Below are 18,137 nucleotides of genomic sequence, written 5' to 3' on the forward strand. Positions count from 1 at the left end.
CACCTCGACTCAACCGCAGATGGCCTTGTCCAGGAATGCGTTGACGCCGGCGTCGGGGTCGCCGCGGAAGTTGGGCGTGAGGGCGATGGTGACCTGGCGACGGCCATCCGCCGTGGAGAACGACCAGGCGTTGTACGCCAGCGCATCGCCGTCGTTGCCATAGACACGCACCCCGCAGGTGGTGTCCTTCCACGCCAGCCCGAGCCCGTACTTCTTGGTCGACGTACCGGGCGTCTTCATCTCGTCCAGCAGGTACTGCGGCAGCAGGCGCCCGCCCAGCAAAGCGGCGAAGAACCGGTTGAGATCCCTCGTCGTGGAGATCATCTCGCCACCCGCACCCATCAGCGACGGGTTCATCTCCGTGTAGTCGATCAGGGGCGGCGTTGCGCTCCGCTCGGTCGGCAGGTAGCCGTGCGGATGCGGCCCAGGAATCCGAACAGCCGTTCCCGCCACTACGGTGCCGCGCAACTGCAACGGCTCGATGATCCGGCGCTTGATCTCCTGCCCGTACGACCGTCCCGTCACCTTCGAGATGACCTGTCCGAGCAGGAGATACCCCGTGTTCGAGTACGCGTAGGTCTTACCCGGCGTATCGGACGTCGGCGGGTGGGCCAGAGCGCGCTGCACCTGCTCGGTCGCGGTCCAGGTGCGCCAGCGATCGGCGAAGAACTCCGGGCTCGGTGGGAACGGGATCGTGTTCACGTAGTCGTACAACCCGCTGGTGTGGTTGAGCAACTGGCGCAGGGTGATGTTCTGACCATTGGGTACGACACCAGGCAGCCACCTCTCCACCGTGTCATCCAGCCGCAGCCGCCCCTCGCCGACCAACTGCAGCACAACGGTGGCAACAAACGTCTTGGTAATGCTCCCTACCCGGAACAGCCCATCAGTCGGCACCGCCCGCGACGTCCCCAGCACAGCGACCCCACTGGTCCCCCGCCAAACCCCACCCTCGCCCCGCACCTCCACCAGCGCCCCCACCGCACTAGCAGCCGCTACCCCATCCAACTCCCTCTGCAACCCGGCCCTACCCGGCGCTGCACCACCCCCCGCACTGGCAACGGCTGGTACCGACCCCACCGCCAGTACCGCCGCCGCAGTCACCAACACCCGAAGCACCCGCTTCATCCCGGCCTCCCATTCGCCATGAGCCACCCTGCGTCGCCGGCCACCGAGACCACATCGGGGAACACCCCCGTTCTTCCCACGGGAGGCGATGGGGGATTCGCTAGGGTCGGCGGATGCAGAGGAGTCGGTCGTAGTGCGGGCTGGGGTCATGCTGCTGGGGCATCGAGCACTACGGATCTGGTGGCGGCTGCGGCGGCCTACGACGTACGGGGTGAAGGCTTTGCTGATGCACCCCGACGATCCCGGGAAGTGCTTGGTGGTTCGGCATTCCTACGTTGATCGGGACCGCTGGGGCCTGCCCGGCGGCGGGTACAGCCCGCAGAAGGAGAGCGCTGAAGGTGCGGCCGTACGGGAGGTCGCCGAAGAGCTCGCACTGACGATCACCGAGCCGCCGACCGTACTGCACACCCTGACGACCACCTACGAGGGAAAGGTCGACAACCTCACCATCGTGGTCGCCACACCGACCTCGGCAGAGTTCCACCTGAACGCGGAGCTGACCGAGGCCCGCTGGGTATCCGTCGACCTCTCAGACCTACCGACAAACGCCCGCACCTCCCGCTGGCTCCGGCTGGCGCTGGCCGAGTAGCCGAATAGGCCGACCGTCACGCCACAGATACGGCCTCGTAGAGACCGTCTTGTCCAGGTCTCTGAGCCATCCGCCAGGCGTTCTATGCCCAGGTTCGCACCGGAAGGCGGTCAGCCTGTGCTGACTCGACCCACGGCGGCTGCGGCCGGCCTGACAATTCGTTTGAGCGCCAATTGCCGCAGTCCGCGGTACTGGTCAGCGCGATCCCAGGCAAATCTGGTCATGCCCCAGCCCGTCGGAAGAGCGAGACGCTGCAGGTTGGACGTACTGCACAGGAAAGCGTCGCGGCGACGATCCGCGAGCTCGGCGATCTGAGCCTCCAGTACCGCGATCTCCTCGTCTGGCGGACTCTTCGGCGTCCAGGTCTCGAGGTCGAACTCCACCCAGCAGGCTGCCTCGATGACCGCTAGCACCAGGATCCGCCGGTCGCCCGTCAAGCCGGCAGAGCTCTCGGCCTGTCGCCGGAGTTGCCGCAGCCCACCCTGCTCGCGGCAGACCAACCGGATCGCGTCGCACCGATCCTCGTCCCGCAGCAGGCGCTGGGCTGAGCGCCACTCGCCGATCTCGAGCGCGAGAATCGGATCGGTCAAGCCGGTCGCGGTACCCATGCGCACATGCTCTACTCACTTGCGGAGTAACTTCGGTGACTACACGCAGACTTCAGTACATACAGTAGAACCGTGACCATAAGTGGTCAACTCTGAGCGCGTAGCTCACATTCTGTATCCAGTCCGCTACTTTCCGTGAATTACTGCTTTTCAAACAGTCGCTTCCCATCCTCGGCGAGCCATGCCGGTCAAGCCGAGGCTCCGCTTTCCGGTAGTGGCCGGTAGTACAAGTATTTTCGGGTGTAAGTAGGTGTAGCATCGGCTTGAAGTTGGCCCGCGATGCGCGTGGGCGCCGACATCCGGGAGTAATTGTGGCCCCTTCACCAGAGGCCGTACGACTTGCCAGGAGGCTCCGCGGCCTGCGCGATTCCCATGACGCCGGGCTGACACAGTCCCAACTGGCCAAGGCGCTGAGCCGGGACACCCGGGTCGCCATTGCGACGATCAGCTCGTGGGAGTCGCTGACCAATCCCAAACTGCCGCCGGCCGAACGGTTGCGCTCCTACGCGTTGTTCTTCTGCACGGACCGGACGAACCGGGACGGCACACCCGAGGTGGTGTCCGAGCGCGAACTGACGCTGGACGAGCGAGAGCGCTTCGAGGAGCTGAACGAAGAACTGATCGGGCTCCGCGACGCCGCCCGCAGCCAGAGCGGCGGGACCGGTTCGTCGACCAGAGGCGCCTACAGCTGGGAATTCGAGAGCGGTCCGATCACGATCATCTGCCCGGAGTCGCCCGAGGGGGAACGTCCGGCCCTGGCCGACGAACGAGACCCCAACTACACCCGGATGTATCGATACGCCGACCTCGACGCGCTGATCGAGTTGTGGGGCCACCTGCGCGCCTCCAACCCGGAACTGCAGATCTCGCACCGGCTGCCGTCGGAGGTCAAGGCGGACGACATGTCCGGCCACCTGGTGGTGCTCGGTGGCATCGGCTGGAACCACGTGACCCGGCGGCTGCTGAAGACCCTGCGCGAGATGCCCATCTCCCAGTTCGAGATCTCCGACCTGAAGACCGGCGAGATCTTCAAGGCCAGTGGCGCCGGCGGCAAGGAGTTCTGGCCGCAGTTCGAGGACACCGACGGCGTTTCCGAACTGGTCGAGGACGTCGCGTTGCTGACCCGGCTGCGCAATCCGTTCAACCACAGCCGCACTATCACCATCTGCAACGGCATCCACAGCCGCGGCGTACTGGGGGCGGTCCGGACGCTCACCGACGTCGCCGTCCGCGAGCGCAACGAGGCCTACCTGTCCCGCCACTTCCCGGACGGATTGTTCGCTCTACTGCTGCGGGTCCCGGTAGTGAACGGCGAAGCAATTTCGCCCGATCTGGAGATCCCCGAGAACCGGCTCTACCAATGGGAGCCTGGGGAGACGGTGAGCCGCCCGTGAGCCGCTTCAAGCATCAGCAGTCGCACGCGTCCCTGCTGCGCGATGTGTCTCGATCTTCTGTCAGACTGACCCGCAGCGGCCTCGATGCGATCGTGGTTCCAGCCGCGCGGACATCCCCGCCACAGCACCTCATCGCCCTTTCCGTCGCGATGTCCGTGCCACTCGTCGTACTGTGCAGCCGGCGGGCACGGGTCGAACAAGTCGCCGATCGTGTGTCGGCCACCTTCGGCGCTCGCGGACTGATCATCGACGTACCCGACGGCTACCCACAGTCCTGGACCCCACTGACCTCTGGTCAGGCTTTCAACGCAGTGAGCGCGGGACGTTCGAGCGACCTCAGCGTCAAGCGCAACATCGGTCTCCGGCTGGCCCGCATGCGAGGCTGGAAGAAGATCCTCTTCGTCGATGACGACATTTCTCAGCTCAGCCCGCGGCACATCGAGCGGTTGACGGTCCAGCTCGACCGAAACCCGGTCGCATCGATGGCCAGCCGGGAGTTCCCGGACAACTCGGTGGTCTGTCACGCCCGGCGCCTAGCAGGCTTCAAACAGGACGTCTTCGTCAGCGGTGCAGTACTGGGCATCAGCACCTACCACCCAGCAGTGTCCTTCTTCCCAGACGTCTACAACGAGGACTGGTTCTTCTTCGCACGCCCTGCGGCCACCCGGTCGCTGCCCAAGATCGGCGAGGTCCGGCAGGACGAGTACAAACCGTTCGCGGATCCGTTGCGCGCCCGGCACGAGGAGTTCGGCGACCTGGTCGCCGAGGGCATGTACGGGCTGTTCGAGAGCAGGCCCGGATGGGACTTCGAGGATCAACTGCATGCCGCGGAGAGCCCGCGCTTCTGGCAGCGGGTGATCGACAATCGAAGGTCCTTCATCCACGAGACCGAACGACGTTTGTCCAACGCGATGAACAGAGGGCCTGCGAACTCCTGGACGATGACCGAGGCGTTGAAATCACTCAGCCACGCCGAGGACCAGTTGAACGCCATCTCCTCGGAGGTGTGCGTCGAGTTCATCGCCAGCTGGCGAGAGGACGACGCCCGCTGGCGCGCGGTACTGCGAAGTGACTACTCCGGTCTCAACGAACGCGACGCATTCGACGAGCTCGAGCTGAAGACCTGGATCTCCTGCGGTTATGGGGCGGAGAAGGCAGTGCGCCGCCGGCGCCACATTTCGATCCGGCCCGAGCTGTCGGCCAGCGGCTGACCAACTGACGCACGACAAACGGTTGCCAGAGGTCGCCTAGGCTGGCAACGTGCTCCGAAAATTGTGTCCAGGTCAGACCGCTGAGCTTTACGTCGTTGACGTCGTGACGAACGAGTCCCGATTGGTGTATGCGTCGGCGGTGGTGTTGTTCGAGGCGCCCAACTGGGTTGGGGATCGCCTGGTCGTGAACGGGGATGGCGGGTTGTTCTCGGTGCCGGTGGCTGGGGGTGAGCTGGTGCCGATCGAGTTGGGTGGGGTGCCGGAGATCAACAATGATCATGTGGTCGGGCCAGACGGGGCCACGGTTTACGTGTCGGCGGAGGATGGGCATCTGTACGCCGTACCGATGGCTGGTGGGGTGGGGCGGCGGGTGAGCAACGAGCATGGCGTTCACCATTACCTGCATGGGGTTTCGCCTGATGGGGAGCGGTTGGCCTATATCGGGTTGGCGAACAGGGGCGGTCGACGGATCACCAATGTGTATACGGTTCCGGCGGCCGGCGGGGTCGATGTGCAGGTCACGGATGACGAGTTCGCGGACGACGGTTCGGAGTACGGGCCTGATGGGGAGTGGATCTACTTCAACTCCGAGCGGGCGGGGCAAGCGCAGTTGTTCAGGATCAAGGGTGCGGTGGTCGAGCAGTTGACGTTCGACGAGCGGGTGAACTGGTTCCCGCATCCGTCGCCGGATGGTTCGCTGATCGCGTATGTAAGTTTTCCGCCGGGGACGGAGGGGCATCCCGCTGATGTCGAGGATGTGCGGGTGCGGTTGCTCTCGGCGGATGGACAGGTCCGGGAGGTGGCGACGGTTTTCGGTGGGCAGGGCACGATGAATGTGCCGAGCTGGTCGCCGGACGGGAGTTCTTTCGCGTACGTCGCCTATCCGATCAAGTAGTCGAGCGCTGCCTGTACTCCGTAGGTGTCAGGCCGGACAGCGTGCGGAAGCGGCGGGCGAAGTACGTGGGATCCGGCCAGCCGACCTCGGCGCCTATACGGCAATCGGCAGGAGTGAGTTGGCCAGGAGAGCATCGGACGCACCTGACCGAGTAGTCTCGGGTTGTGACCGCACAGCCGCATCAGGAGTCGCCGGACGACCCGGCCGAGATCTTGCTCGTGCTCCCGGCGAAGTGGCACGAGCAGTTTCTGCAGGAGTACCACGGCGCTCTGGACGCCGCGCACGAGGTTTGGCGGTTCCAGCAACTCCGCGACGTGTTGCACGTCTGGCGGCTCCGCGCCCTCGCGTACTCACGACCCGGGTTCGAGGAGGCCGCACAGGCCGCCCGCGAAGGCAGAGCCGACGAGTTCATCCCAGCTGACCAAGTCATCCCCGGCTGGGCCGAAAGGCAGTGAGCTATCGCGTGGAGTTCCACGCGGCCGCCCTCGCTCAGCTCGACGGACTACCCCCAGAGGCTTTTGACGCCCTGGTCGACCAAGTCGTCAAGCTCGTGGACGCTCCGTGGGACGCTCAGCCCCTCTCACCCGACGAGCCACAGTTTCGCCAATGCCAGTTCGGCGGGCTCGGACTGCTCTCCTTCTACGTCGACGATGACGGCCGGGTGTTGCGGATCTTCGACGTGACCTGGGCCGGTTGATTGCCGGGGAGGCAGGCTGGTTGCGTGGTGAGATGGGGTATGGGCGCTTTGGTGAGCAAGGTGGTTTTGAAGGGGTTTGGGCTGCCTGAGGGGGTGTTCGGGCGGTTCGGCGGGTGGGTTATGGCTCGGGGGAACGGAGCGATCGAGAAGCATGTGGTGAAGATGGCGCGGTTGCAGGGTAAGGAGCATGTGATGGTGCTGGGGCCGGGGCCCGGGGTCGGGCTGGTGGCCGCGGCCGAGCGCGCGGCGATCGTGGTGGGGGTGGATCCGTCCGACACGATGTTACTGGCGGCCCGGCATCACTGTGGTGAGCTGGTCGAGGCCGGCAAGGTGCAGTTGATTCGTGGGGATGCGGCCGACACGCACCAGCCGGATCACTCGGCGAGTGTGGTCATCTCGGTCAACAACGTGCAGCTGTGGGCGGACCGGCCGGCGGCGTACGCGGAGATCCGGCGGGTGATGAAGCCGGCTGCGCGGCTGCTCGTCTCGGTGTCCGAGAAACGGGCCCCAGGCAACCTTCTCGCCGAGCTCGAGAGTGCGGGGTTCAGCAACGTCAAGGTCAGCACGTGGGATCCGCCCGGCCGTCGCACCACCGCGGCCGCCATCTATACAGCGGACCGTTAGAAATGCCTTCACCCCCGCCGGAGATGCGGGGGTGAAGGCAAGAAGATCAGGCAGCGGCTGTTGCCTCGGTGAGTTGCTCCGCGGTGGGCTGCAGTTGCGGGGATGCCAACGTCAGCAGGACATTGGCTACCGCGAAGCCGGCTGCCACCAGTAGGCCACGCTGGAAGCCGTCGACCAAGGCCTGCTGCTGCGCGACTCCGTGAGCCAGTGCGTCCGTAGTACGGGTGATGGACAGCGTGGTCACGATCGCCAGGCCCAGTGCGCCACCGACCTGGTACATCGCGTTCACCACGCCCGACGCGGCACCGGCCTCGTGGTTCTCGACCTCGGAGACCGCGGTGATCTGCCCCGGTACGCCGACTCCGAGGATGCCGAAGCCGAAGATGATCAGACCCGGCAGGATCTGGCTGACATAGCTACCGGTTGCGTCAGCCTGCGAGAGGAGCAGGAGCCCGATCAGGCTGAGCACCGCTCCGCCCAACTGGACCGTGCGCGTGCCGAGCGTCTGGACAAGCTGCGAGGCGAGTACTGCGGCCACAATCGCGGCGCCACCCATCGGCAGGAAGTGCACGCCCGCCTCAAGCGCGGAGTCGCCGCGGACCTGCTGCAGGAAGATGGCGGTCAGGAAGAACATCGACAGGAAGCCCGCGCCGTTGAGCGCCAGCGCACCGCCCGACACGCTCAGCGCCCGCGACCGGAACAACCGCAGCGGAACCAGCGGTGCCTTCGACCGCGCCTCCACCATCACGAAGGCGGCGAGCAGCGCGACTCCGCCGATCAGGAAGAAGAGCACCTCACCCGAGCCCCACCCCTTCGGCTCCGACCGGACGACGCCGTAGACGACGGCCAGCAGACCACCGGTACCGAGCACTGCGCCCGCCGTGTCGAAGGCCCGGTTGGCGTTCTCGTTGTGCCGGGTGTCGCGGATGAAGGCCGGGATCAGCGCGACCAGGACGGCGACGATCGGTACGTTGACGAAGAACACCCATTGCCAGCTCAGCGAGTCGACCAGCAGACCGCCGGCCACCACCCCGAGCGTGCCGCCGAGGCCGGCCAGGCCGCCCCAGACGCCCATCGCGATGTTGCGCTCCCGGCCGTGCGCGAAGGTGACGGTCAGGATCGCGAGCGCCGCGGGTGACAGCAACGCACCACCCAGACCCTGGACCGCGCGGGCGCCGATCAGGAACTCCGGCGAGTTGGACAGCCCCGCGATCAGCGAGGTGACGCCGAAGATCACCAGTCCGCCGATGAAGACCCGGCGCGGGCCGAGCAGGTCGGCCATCCGGCCGCCGAGCAGCAGGAAGCCGCCGAACAGCAGCGTGTAGGCGTTGATCACCCATTGCAGGGAGTCGGCGGAGAAGTTCAGATCCGCCTGGATGTCGGGCAGCGCGACGTTCACGATCGTCACGTCGAGCACCACGATGAACTGCGCTAGAGCCAATACCGCGAGTGTCGCCCAGGGACTGCGTCGCATGCCTACCTCACAGGAGAGATGTTGTCTACGTTGTATGTATACGTTGTATGCGTACTTAGTAAACCGTAGGTCTACGTTGTAAACTTGTCAACATGCCCCCGACCAGCAGCCAAGCCGCCAAGCGGCTCGATCCGCAGACCCTCGCGACGAGCGCGCTGGAGATCGCTGACGCCGAGGGGCTGGACGCGCTGACCATCCGCCGGCTCGCCCAGCTGCACGACGTGACGCCGATGGCGCTCTACCGGCACTTCAGCGACAAGGACGACCTGCTCGCCGCGGTCGCCGACCGGATCCTGGCCGACATAGCCCTGCCCGAGCCGAGCGACGAGGCCTGGGACGTCCAGCTGCGCGCCGTACTGACGTCGTTCGTCAAAGCCCTTCGGCCGCATCCCAAGGTGGCGGGGCTGACGATGTTCCGCATCCTGATCTCGCCGGCCGGGCTCGCGTTGGCCGAGCGGACGATGGAGCTACTGACCCAGGGCGGCTTCTCCACCGACGACGCGGCAGAGGTCGGACGGCAGTCGGTCTGCTCGCTCATCATCCTGGTCACCGCGGAGCCCGGCGCCACCGAGGACACCGATCCGGTCGCTCGCGAAGACGGCCTGCGCGCCAAGCGCGCCTCCCTCGCGGCCCTTTCACCCCACCGCTACCCACTGATCACGTCAGCGGCAGACACCCTGGTCTGCCCGGCTTCGACCGACCGGTACTACGCGCTGGGCATCAACCTCGTCGTCGCGGGCATCCGTGGCGTGCTGGCCGACCCCGACGCCTGACCCCGACGCATGACGCCTGACGGTCGGCGACACTCGCGCCGGGTCCCGCCACTGGTCAACTACGGGGTCTACGCTCCGAAGCGGAGTCAGACCACCACACGGAGGGTTTTGCCATGGCGGGCAAGTTCGAGCTGTACGAAGACAAGTCGGGCGAGTACCGGTTCCGCTTGAAGGCCGGCAACGGCGAGGTGATCGCGACCGGCAGCGAGAGCTACAAGACCAAGGCTGCCGCGCTGAACGGCATCGAGTCGATCAAGAAGAACGCCGGCGACGCGAAAGTCGACGACCAGACTTCCTAGTACTTCCCAGTAGTACAGAACAGAACGGCAGGAACTCCCCGAAGCGGAGCTCCTGCCGTTCTGTCGTTCCAGCGGTGGATCAGAGGCCCAGCTCGTGGATCACCGCGCGAACCTCGACCCCGAGACCCTCGATCGACGCGTCCGGGATCATCGCGGCCAGCTCCTGCGCCCGCTCCGGAGTCGCACAGTCCAGGAGGTAGTACCCGGCCAGGAACTCCTTGGCCTCCAGGAACGGCCCGTCCGTCACCGCGGGCACGCCGTCGCGCACCTTGACCACCGACGTCTTGGCCGGCTCGGCCAGCGCCACCGTGCTGTGGAACTCGCCTGACTCCTGCACGACCTGCAGAAACTTCTCGTGCCCACTGAAGATCGCCTGCTGCTCGTCCTCGGTCAGCGCGTTCAGGACGTCGGGATTGATGTTCAGCACAACGAGGTATTTCACGATCTCTCCTTCGCCGTCGGCTCCCGGCCGGGAGCCTCTCGTCATCAGTACGGAGCGGGCTCCGCCACTTTGACATAACGTCGCGTCATGACTGAGCTGACTCTCGCGGACGTGCAAGCGGCGGCCGGACGGATCAAAGGCTTCGCGCACCGTACGCCGGTGCTGACCTCGCGCACGCTGAACGAGCGGGTGGGCGCCGAGGTGTATCTGAAGGCGGAGAACTTCCAGCGGATCGGTGCGTTCAAGTTCCGCGGCGCCTTCAACGCGATCAGCCGGCTCTCCCCCGCCCAGCTCGCCAGTGGCGTGGCGGCGTACTCGTCGGGCAACCACGCCCAGGCGGTCGCACTGGCCGCCAAGCTCGCCGGTACGTCCGCGGTGATCCTGATGCCGACGGACGCGCCGCCGACCAAGATGGCGGCCACCCGCGGGTACGGCGCCGAGGTGGTCACCTACGACCGGTACGGGCAGGACCGGGCAGCCCTGGCCAAGCAACTGTCCGAGGAACGGGGGCTGACCCTCATTCCGCCGTACGACCACTACGACGTGATGGCCGGGCAGGGCACGGTCGCCCTCGAGCTGGTCGAGGAGGTCGGCCCGCTCGATGCACTGCTGGTACCGATCGGAGGCGGCGGCCTGATCGCGGGGTGCGCGACCGCGGCGACCGCCTTGTCACCAGGTATCCGGGTAATAGGTGTGGAGCCGGCCGCGGGCGACGACACAGCCCGGTCGCTGGCCGCCGGCAAGCGGGTCGAGATCGAAGTACCGCGGACGATCGCCGACGGCCAGGCGATCTCCAGCCCGGGCGAGCTGACCTTCCCGATCGTTCAGCGGCTGGTGGACGGCGTCGAGCTGGTCAGCGACGACGAGATCCGGGCTGCGATGACGTTCCTCTTCGAGCGAGTGAAGGTCGTCGCGGAGCCGAGTGGCGCCTGCGCGCTGGCCGCGCTGCTGGCCGGACGGATCCAGAACCTGCCCGACCGCGTCGGAGTACTGATTTCAGGCGGGAATGTGGGCCTGGAGCGGTGGCTGGAGCTGCTCGGAAAGCGATGATCCCAGGCCTACCTGAGGGGAGCCTGAGTACGGACTGTGCTCGTTGTCACAGAAAGCCACCACGCGATGTGACTGGGGTCACACGAATTCGCTGTGCGGCCACCTGAGAGACGCTCAGACACGCTCAGGACACCTGGTGTTCAAGGTGGGTCCCTGATCCGTCAGAGAGCCGTCTGACGGCTTTTCGGAGGGTCTCTGTGGATCTGAGGGTTTGCGTCGTGATCATTCTGTTATACAGTCGTCGGCGGTTCGACAAATGCGCCGAACTGCGAGTGTGTCAACGCCGAGTCCTGCCAGGCACACCCGCTCCCCTCGAACAACCATGGCAGGAGTGGGGGACCCAGGAAGTTGGGTTTCGACCGTGAGTGGTCGGGACCCTGGGGTGAAGTCCGCGGGAGCGGACCGGGCTATTGTTTCTCAGCCCGAACCCGACAGCTAACTTCACAGGCGTCGGGAGACAACCATGCCCGTCACTGCCCGACGGACAGCGCTTCAGAGCGCCGTCAGTCACACCGGCGATGCCAGTACCCGGCCCACCGGCCGCGGATTGGCAAAGCACCGTAGGTCCAGCAAGTCCGCCACGGCCCCCCGGGCCGCAGCCGCCGTTCTTTCGGTCGGCCTAGCCGTCAGTGGTGGAGCCGCGCTCAGCGTGGTCGCCGCCCCGACGACCGCTTCAGCTGCAAGCACCACTGCCGGCCAGGTCCGCGGCAGCAGCACCATCGCCAGTCGCCCCCTGATTCGCTTCCGCGACTCGGGCTCTACCGTCAAATACATTCAGAAGACCCTGCACCTCAAGCAGGACCGGTACTTCGGCAACAGCACGGTCGCCGCGGTGAAGAAGTTCCAGGCTTCCTGGGGCATCCGCGTCACCGGCTACATGAGCGCGCCGACCTGGAACCGCTTGACCTGGGCCGCCCGCCACGGCGTGCTCTACGGCAAGGGTGGCGCTGCCAGCAGCACCACGACGACCTTCCGGGCCAAGGTTCTGCGCGAGGCCGCGAAGCTCAAGGGCACCCCGTACCGCTACGGCGGCACGACGACCAAGGGCTTCGACTGCTCCGGCTACACCGGCTACGTGTACAAGAAGGCCGGCAAGACGCTGCCCCGTACGTCGCGTCAGCAGTACAGCGCGACGAAGCACATCAGCCGCTCCGCCGCCAAGCCGGGCGACCTGGTGTTCTTCCTCAGCGGTGGCAGCGGCGTGTACCACGTCGGCATCTACGCCGGCGCGAACACGTTGTGGCACTCGTCGAAGCCTGGCAAGCCGATCGCCAAGGCGAAGATCTGGACCAGCAGCGTGGCCTTCGGCCGCGTCTGAGGTTCAACCCCGTCAGCGCCCCCGACTCCCCCCTCGGGCCGCTGACCTGACAACCGGTCGTGGCGTCGTCGCCCCCCACCCCTCAGACGACGCCCGGCCGGTTGTCCATGTCCGGGCTCAGGTGTCGAGCACTCCCGCGTCGTGGGCGAGGATCGCCACCTGGACCCGGTTGGTGGCGTTCAGCTTCACCAGCACCCGGGAGACGTGCGCCTTCACGGTCGCCTCGCTCATGAACAGCTCCCGGCCGATGTCGGCGTTCGACAATCCGCGCGCGACCGCCGCCAGTACTTCGCGCTCCCGGTCGGTGAGCGCGAGCAGCCGCTCCTTGGCGATCCGCTGCCGGTCCGTCCGCGGGTCCGCCGCGAAGTGCCCGATCAACCGCCGCGTCACGGCCGGCGACAGCATCGCGTCGCCGCCCGCCACCACCCGGACCGCCTGGACCAGCTCGCGCGGCGGGGTGTCCTTGAGCAGGAACCCGCTCGCCCCGGCCTGCAACGCCCGGAACACGTAGTCGTCCAGGTCGAACGTGGTCAGGACGATGACCTTCGGCGGATCGGGCAGCGCCTGGACCTCGCGGGTCGCGGCCAGGCCGTCCAGCCGTGGCATCCGGATGTCCATCAGGACGACATCCGGCTGGTGCCGGCGAACCATCGCGGCCGCGTCCGCGCCGTCGTCGGCCTCGGCGACCACCTGGAGATCGTCAGCCGACTCCAGGATCATCTTCAGCCCGGCCCGGACCAGCGCCTCGTCGTCCACGATCAGCAGCCGCGTCATCGTTCTCCTTCATTTGCCCGTCGGACTCTGCCATCTCTGCCCCAACCCCGGTCACCAGGGCAGCCAGGCCTCGACCCGCCAGCCGCCGTCCTGAGTCGGTCCGGCGTCGAGCCGGCCACCGGACAGGGTCACCCGCTCCCGCAGCCCGACCAGCCCCGCACCGGAGCCCGGCAACAGTGAATCAGCCGCCACCGGCCGTACGTTCGTCACCCGGACGTTCACCCCGGTACCGGGCGCGCCCTTCACCAGTACTTCGGTCGTAACGCCCCGCGCATGCTTGTGCACATTGGTCAGCGCCTCCTGCACCACCCGATAGACCGTTCGCCCGACCAGAGCCGGTACCTCGTCCGGCAGGGTCAACGAGCTCGTCACCTGTACGCCGGCCGCGCGCGACGCCTCGACCAGGCGGGCCAGGTCAGCTGCACGTGGTACCGGAGCCAGCTCCGCACCGCTCTGGCTCAGGTCGGTTCGCAGGACGCCGAGAACCTCGCGGAGATCCTCCATCGCCTGCCGGGCGGTCTCGCGGATCAGCCCGGCCGTGCTCTCCACCTTCTCCGGACCGACGGCCGGGTTCACCTCGAGGCCGCCGGCGTGCAGAGCGATCAGCGACACCTTGTGGGCGAGCACGTCGTGCATCTCCTGCGCGATCCGGGCCCGCTCTCCCAACCGGGCCTGCTCGGCCCTCAGCTCCCGCTCCGACTCCGCCCGCTCGGCCCGGTCGCGCAGGGACACCATCAGGTCGCGCCGGGCGCCGATGTAGGCGCCGATCGCGACCCAGGTGCCGATCACGAAGGGGCCGGTGAAGATCGGCACCGTGGGATCGCCGCTGGCCGGCCGGTTCCCGATCACGTACGCGACGTACGCCGCGAAGGTCAGGACGGCCAGTACGAGGTCGCGGCGGCGGATCGCGAGTGTCAGCAGCGCGAGCCCGATCGGCATGAAGATCCCGGCGACGCCCATCGCGACCACGGCCATGACGGTGACCAGGACCGGATACTTCCGGCGCCACCACAGAGCCAGTGAGGCGATCGCGCCGAGGGCGAACACCATCCAGTCGGGATGCCAGCCGGGATTGCCCCCTGCCGCCTGCAAGACGATCGTGAGCAGGCTGAACCCGACGTACATCAGGTCGCGGAAGCGCGGCGCGTGCCGGACGAACCAGGCATACCAGCGCCGCAACCGTTGCATTGAGTCAGCGTAGTCGCGGCACGTCACGACTTACGTCCCTCTTTCGGTGATGCCTGTCCTCCCCCCTGCGGTGGGGGGTCAGGGTCATTCCCGACGACTTAAGTAGGGGGTGACTGCAGACGCTCGGTCGATGTGGCGAGGGGGTCCCGACCGGTTGAGTAGGGGACATGATCACCGTCGAGAACCTCAGCAAGCGCTACGGCCAGCACACCGCCGTCTCCAACGTCTCCTTCACCGTCGAGCCCGGCAGCATCACCGGCTTCCTCGGCCCGAACGGCGCCGGCAAATCCACCACGCTGCGCATGCTGACGGGACTCACCCCGCCCAGCTCGGGCCACGCGACGATCGCCGGCAAGAAGTACTCCGACCTGCCGAACCCCGGGCGCGTCGTCGGCGTGATGCTCGACGCGGCGGCCCAGCACCCGGGCCGTACCGGTCGCGAGACGCTGCTGCTCAACGCGTCGCTGCTCGGCGTACCGAGCAGCCGTGCGGACGAGATGCTGGACGCCGTCGGCCTGACGCCGGCCGCCAAGCGCCGCGTCGGTCAGTACTCGCTGGGGATGCGGCAGCGCCTGGGGATCGCGGCCGCTCTGCTCGGCGACCCGGCCGCGCTGATCCTCGACGAGCCCGCGAACGGCATGGACCCCGAAGGCATCCGCTGGATGCGCGGCCTGCTGCAGGACTTCGCCTCGCGCGGCGGCACGGTGATCCTGTCCAGCCACCTGCTGGGCGAGGTCCAGGCGACCGTCGACCGGCTGGTCGTCATCGGCGGCGGCAAGATCGTCGCGAACGGCTCGCTGGAAGAGCTGCTGGCCGGTAGCGGCACGCTCGTCCGCGGCCTCGACCCGATCGGCCTGAACCAGGCGCTGACCGCCGCCGGGCTCGACCTCGAGCCCCTGTACGACGGCGCGCTGCGCGTCGACGCCACCGCCGAGCAGGTCGGTCGCGCCGCGGCCGCCGCCGGCCAGGTCCTGCTCGAACTGCGCGAGAGCGACGGCGCCGGCCTGGAGGAGCTCTTCTTCCAGCTCACCACGCCCGCCGCCGCAGCTGCCTGAAACACCGACCTTTCTACCTCCTGGAGTCCAAGATCATGGCTGTTTCCGAAATCACCTCTCCGGTCGTCGCGGCGACTCTGGGCAAGCACCGCGCCGCCGTCGCCACCTCACTGCCGCCCGCGCGCGCCCAGTCCTTCCTCAAGCTCGTCACGATCGAGCTGCGTAAGTCGGTCAACACCCGCAGCGGCCGGTTCCTGATCCTGGGCATCCTGGCCCTCGCGGTGGCCGCACTCACCTGGCAGCTGACCCACCTGACCGACGGCAAGCAGGCCTTCGACGGCTATCTGAGCGCCGCGTCGACCGGTGTGCTGTTGCTGCTGCCGGTGATCGGCGTGATGGCGATGACGAGCGAGTGGACCCAGCGGACCGCGCTGACCACCTTCACGCTCTCGCCGCGCCGGATCCGGGTCCAGCTCGCCAAGTTCACCTCCGCGATCGCACTGAGCGCCGTCGTCCTGACCGTGACCGCCCTGCTCGCGCTCGCCGCCACCGCGCTCGGCGGGGCCATCAGCGGCGACGGATCGACGTACGCCGGACTGGGCGGCGCGCTGGCCGGGGCCTACCTGACGACCGCGCTGAACGTCGTGATGGGTGCCGCCTTCGGTGCGGTGATCGCCCAGACCGCGGTCGCGATCCTGGTCTTCTTCGTCGCCCCGACCGCCTGGGCCCTGGCCGGGCCTGCCCTGTTCAAGGACAACGCCAACTGGCTCGACGTGTTCGGCGCCTTCGGCCGGATCGCCGAGCGCGATCTGCACGGGATGCTGCCCGAGACGCTCACCGCGATCGCCGTCTGGGTGGTCCTGCCGACGATCGTCGGACTGTGGGCAAGCTCACGTCGCGAGGTGAAGTAACACCCCCGTCAGGGGTCAAAGACGCGGGAGGCCTGGCCGGTTTGAGGGGACTGGTCAGGCCTCCCGGCCTGTTCTCGGACTTCTTCGGGGGTCCAGTCAGGGGCCGGTGCGTGTGTCGGACACCGGGTCCGGGTAACCTAGAGGCACGATTACTGACGACTGATCCGTGGGCGCCACGCTGCGTACCCGGTTGACTTGTGCGAGGGGGTCGACGCTATGGGGCGCGGCCGTGCAAAGGCCAAGCAGACGAAGGTCGCACGCGACCTGAAGTACCGCACCTGGGACACCGACTTGGACCAGCTCAAAAAAGAGCTGTCCGGCGGCGACGAGGGTGGTACCTCTGCGAACGGCAACAACGACACAGACGTCGGCGATGACGCCGACGACTACCACCCCCGTCGGTAAAGCCGCAGTAGCACTCTGATCGACCTGCCCAGCGCCTCAGGGCGCCTGGGCAGGTCGACTGTGCTTGGCCGACGAATTTCCACCACACGGCAGGACAGGGCACGCCAGCCTGCCCTTACGAAGCGTTCGCTGTGCTGAGATCCACAGTGCTGCGTTCGTTGCGCGGATGACCTCCGGCGCCCGAGGAAGCTCCTGGGCGCCTGAGGACCGTCGTCATGGGCCTTGCTCGTCATAGGCCTGCGCTGAGGGCCGTCGTTGCCTGGCCTGCAGCCGCGGCTGGATCAGCCGGCGTAGGTGCCTTGCAGCTCGACGCCTGTCGTGGCGTCGGTGACCGTGCTGACCTCGCCACACACCCAGGCGGCGATGTCGCGCTCGGCCAGCGCCGCGATCGCGCGGTCCGCCGCGGCCGGATCGAGGATCGCGACCATGCCGACACCCATGTTCAGCGTCTTCTCGAGCTCGAGCTGCGGGACGCCACCCAGCTGACCGACCAGGCCGAAGATCGGCGCCGGGGTCCAGCTGGACCGATCGATCCGGACCGCGAGGTCGTCGGGGATGACGCGGGCCAGGTTCGCCGCGAAGCCACCGCCGGTGATGTGGGACATCGCGTGCAGAGGCTTGTCCTCGGCTGCGTTGAGCTCCTGGATCAGCTCGAGGCAGTGCTTGGCGTAGACCCGGGTCGGGATCAGCAAGGTGTCGCCGAGCGTGCCGCCGAGCTCGGGGACCTCGCGGTCGAGCTGCCAGCCGGCCCGGTCGAAGAACACGTGCCGGACGAGGCTGTAGCCGTTCGAGTGCAGCCCGGAGGACGCCATCGCGACCACCACGTCACCCGCCCGGACCCGGTCGGCGCCGATCACCTCGTCGGCCTCCACGACTCCGGTCGCAGCGCCGGCGACGTCGTACTCGTCGGCCTCCAGCAGACCCGGGTGCTCGGCCGTCTCGCCGCCGACGAGCGCAGTACCGGCCTCTACGCAGGCCTCGGCGATGCCCTTGACGATCTGCGCGATCGTCTCCGGCACCACCTTGCCGGTGCAGATGTAGTCGGTCATGAACAGCGGCTCGGCGCCGCAGACGACCAGGTCGTCGACGACCATGCCGACCAGGTCGAAGCCGATCGTGTCGTGCCGGTCCATCTTCTGGGCGATCGCGACCTTGGTCCCGACGCCGTCCGTGGAGGTGGCCAGCAACGGCCGCCGGTACGCCGTCAGCGCACTCGCGTCGAACAGCCCGGCGAAGCCGCCGAGCCCGCCGACCACCTCGGGGCGGGTCGCCTTGGCCACCCATTCCTTCATCAGCTCGACGGCCCGGTCACCGGCCTCGATGTCGACGCCGGCGGCCGCGTAGCTCGCGCCCTCGCTCACT

The 18,137-nt window shown here is 67.4% G+C and carries 21 protein-coding genes and 1 riboswitch; of the genes, 14 read left to right on the forward strand and 7 right to left on the reverse strand.

Annotated features, from left to right (window positions below):
* Positions 1–9: 9 nt before the first annotated feature.
* Entirely contained in the window at positions 10–1,128 is a 1,119-nt protein-coding gene (locus tag G3I17_RS28280; RefSeq protein ID WP_203590874.1) for a serine hydrolase domain-containing protein, read from the reverse strand.
* A gap of 133 nt (positions 1,129–1,261) precedes the next feature.
* Between G3I17_RS28280 and G3I17_RS28285 the strand changes: the two genes are divergently transcribed.
* Positions 1,262–1,717: an NUDIX domain-containing protein gene (locus tag G3I17_RS28285; protein ID WP_203590875.1), complete on the forward strand. Its 456-nt coding sequence runs from the start codon at positions 1,262–1,264 to the stop codon at positions 1,715–1,717.
* 110 nt (positions 1,718–1,827) lie between these two features.
* Here the strand turns inward: G3I17_RS28285 and G3I17_RS28290 are convergent, their stop codons facing one another.
* On the reverse strand, positions 1,828–2,325 hold the full coding sequence (locus tag G3I17_RS28290; protein ID WP_164600661.1) for a hypothetical protein: 498 nt from the start codon (positions 2,323–2,325) through the stop codon (positions 1,828–1,830).
* Positions 2,326–2,636: 311 nt separating this feature from the next.
* Here G3I17_RS28290 and G3I17_RS28295 point away from each other — a divergent pair, with 311 nt between their 5' ends.
* The 6 genes from G3I17_RS28295 (at position 2,637) to G3I17_RS28320 (ending at position 7,146) form a co-directional block, all read left to right on the forward strand.
* The gene (locus G3I17_RS28295; RefSeq protein ID WP_164600662.1) at positions 2,637–3,719 is read left to right on the forward strand and encodes an XRE family transcriptional regulator; all 1,083 of its coding nucleotides are present in this window, start codon (positions 2,637–2,639) and stop codon (positions 3,717–3,719) included.
* Positions 3,716–4,930 (forward strand): hypothetical protein, encoded by a 1,215-nt coding sequence (locus tag G3I17_RS28300; RefSeq protein WP_164600663.1) that lies wholly within the window; start codon positions 3,716–3,718, stop codon positions 4,928–4,930. The genes G3I17_RS28295 and G3I17_RS28300 overlap by 4 nt, the downstream gene beginning before the upstream one ends.
* 49 nt (positions 4,931–4,979) lie before the next feature.
* Positions 4,980–5,825 (forward strand): PD40 domain-containing protein, encoded by an 846-nt coding sequence (locus tag G3I17_RS28305; RefSeq protein ID WP_164600664.1) that lies wholly within the window; start codon positions 4,980–4,982, stop codon positions 5,823–5,825.
* A gap of 164 nt (positions 5,826–5,989) precedes the next feature.
* On the forward strand, positions 5,990–6,280 hold the full coding sequence (locus G3I17_RS28310) for a DUF6247 family protein (protein WP_164600665.1): 291 nt from the start codon (positions 5,990–5,992) through the stop codon (positions 6,278–6,280).
* 8 nt (positions 6,281–6,288) lie between these two features.
* Positions 6,289–6,522 (forward strand): hypothetical protein, encoded by a 234-nt coding sequence (locus G3I17_RS28315; protein WP_164600666.1) that lies wholly within the window; start codon positions 6,289–6,291, stop codon positions 6,520–6,522.
* Between the two features lie 120 nt (positions 6,523–6,642).
* Positions 6,643–7,146: a class I SAM-dependent methyltransferase gene (locus G3I17_RS28320; protein ID WP_239062994.1), complete on the forward strand. Its 504-nt coding sequence runs from the start codon at positions 6,643–6,645 to the stop codon at positions 7,144–7,146.
* Between the two features lie 46 nt (positions 7,147–7,192).
* On the opposite strand, the gene G3I17_RS28325 is transcribed toward G3I17_RS28320, so the two are convergent.
* The gene (locus tag G3I17_RS28325) at positions 7,193–8,620 is read right to left on the reverse strand and encodes an MFS transporter (RefSeq protein WP_164600667.1); all 1,428 of its coding nucleotides are present in this window, start codon (positions 8,618–8,620) and stop codon (positions 7,193–7,195) included.
* 92 nt (positions 8,621–8,712) lie between these two features.
* Here G3I17_RS28325 and G3I17_RS28330 point away from each other — a divergent pair, with 92 nt between their 5' ends.
* On the forward strand, positions 8,713–9,393 hold the full coding sequence (locus tag G3I17_RS28330) for a TetR/AcrR family transcriptional regulator (RefSeq protein ID WP_164600668.1): 681 nt from the start codon (positions 8,713–8,715) through the stop codon (positions 9,391–9,393).
* A 113-nt stretch (positions 9,394–9,506) separates the two neighbouring features.
* Positions 9,507–9,692 (forward strand): YegP family protein, encoded by a 186-nt coding sequence (locus G3I17_RS28335; RefSeq protein WP_164600669.1) that lies wholly within the window; start codon positions 9,507–9,509, stop codon positions 9,690–9,692.
* 79 nt (positions 9,693–9,771) lie between these two features.
* On the opposite strand, the gene G3I17_RS28340 is transcribed toward G3I17_RS28335, so the two are convergent.
* Positions 9,772–10,134 carry a YciI family protein gene (locus tag G3I17_RS28340; RefSeq protein WP_164600670.1) on the reverse strand — a complete coding sequence of 121 codons (363 nt, stop codon included), beginning with the start codon at positions 10,132–10,134 and terminating at the stop codon, positions 9,772–9,774.
* An 87-nt stretch (positions 10,135–10,221) separates the two neighbouring features.
* Between G3I17_RS28340 and G3I17_RS28345 the strand changes: the two genes are divergently transcribed.
* Both G3I17_RS28345 and G3I17_RS41765 read left to right on the forward strand, forming a co-directional pair.
* Positions 10,222–11,184 carry a threo-3-hydroxy-L-aspartate ammonia-lyase gene (locus tag G3I17_RS28345; RefSeq protein ID WP_164600671.1) on the forward strand — a complete coding sequence of 321 codons (963 nt, stop codon included), beginning with the start codon at positions 10,222–10,224 and terminating at the stop codon, positions 11,182–11,184.
* Positions 11,185–11,455: 271 nt separating this feature from the next.
* Positions 11,456–11,648: riboswitch (cyclic di-AMP (ydaO/yuaA leader) on the forward strand.
* The gene (locus G3I17_RS41765; RefSeq protein ID WP_164600672.1) at positions 11,648–12,502 is read left to right on the forward strand and encodes an NlpC/P60 family protein; all 855 of its coding nucleotides are present in this window, start codon (positions 11,648–11,650) and stop codon (positions 12,500–12,502) included. It overlaps the preceding riboswitch by 1 nt.
* Before the next feature lie 117 nt (positions 12,503–12,619).
* Here the strand turns inward: G3I17_RS41765 and G3I17_RS28355 are convergent, their stop codons facing one another.
* The gene (locus G3I17_RS28355; RefSeq protein WP_164600673.1) at positions 12,620–13,276 is read right to left on the reverse strand and encodes a response regulator transcription factor; all 657 of its coding nucleotides are present in this window, start codon (positions 13,274–13,276) and stop codon (positions 12,620–12,622) included.
* Positions 13,277–13,327: 51 nt separating this feature from the next.
* Entirely contained in the window at positions 13,328–14,464 is a 1,137-nt protein-coding gene (locus G3I17_RS28360) for a histidine kinase (protein ID WP_164600674.1), read from the reverse strand.
* A gap of 167 nt (positions 14,465–14,631) precedes the next feature.
* On the opposite strand from G3I17_RS28360, the gene G3I17_RS28365 reads away from it, so the two are divergent.
* The 3 genes from G3I17_RS28365 (at position 14,632) to G3I17_RS28375 (ending at position 16,775) form a co-directional block, all read left to right on the forward strand.
* The gene (locus G3I17_RS28365; protein WP_164600675.1) at positions 14,632–15,519 is read left to right on the forward strand and encodes an ABC transporter ATP-binding protein; all 888 of its coding nucleotides are present in this window, start codon (positions 14,632–14,634) and stop codon (positions 15,517–15,519) included.
* Between the two features lie 35 nt (positions 15,520–15,554).
* The gene (locus tag G3I17_RS28370; RefSeq protein ID WP_164600676.1) at positions 15,555–16,370 is read left to right on the forward strand and encodes an ABC transporter permease; all 816 of its coding nucleotides are present in this window, start codon (positions 15,555–15,557) and stop codon (positions 16,368–16,370) included.
* Positions 16,371–16,586: 216 nt separating this feature from the next.
* Positions 16,587–16,775, forward strand: a complete 189-nt coding sequence (locus G3I17_RS28375; protein WP_020389018.1) for a DUF3073 domain-containing protein — start codon at positions 16,587–16,589, stop codon at positions 16,773–16,775.
* Positions 16,776–17,056: 281 nt separating this feature from the next.
* On the opposite strand, the gene purM is transcribed toward G3I17_RS28375, so the two are convergent.
* The gene (gene purM / locus G3I17_RS28380) at positions 17,057–18,136 is read right to left on the reverse strand and encodes a phosphoribosylformylglycinamidine cyclo-ligase (protein WP_164600677.1); all 1,080 of its coding nucleotides are present in this window, start codon (positions 18,134–18,136) and stop codon (positions 17,057–17,059) included.
* Position 18,137 lies beyond the last annotated feature (1 nt).

Source organism: Streptomyces sp. SID13031 (assembly GCF_010548305.1).
GTDB lineage: Bacteria > Actinomycetota > Actinomycetes > Propionibacteriales > Kribbellaceae > Kribbella.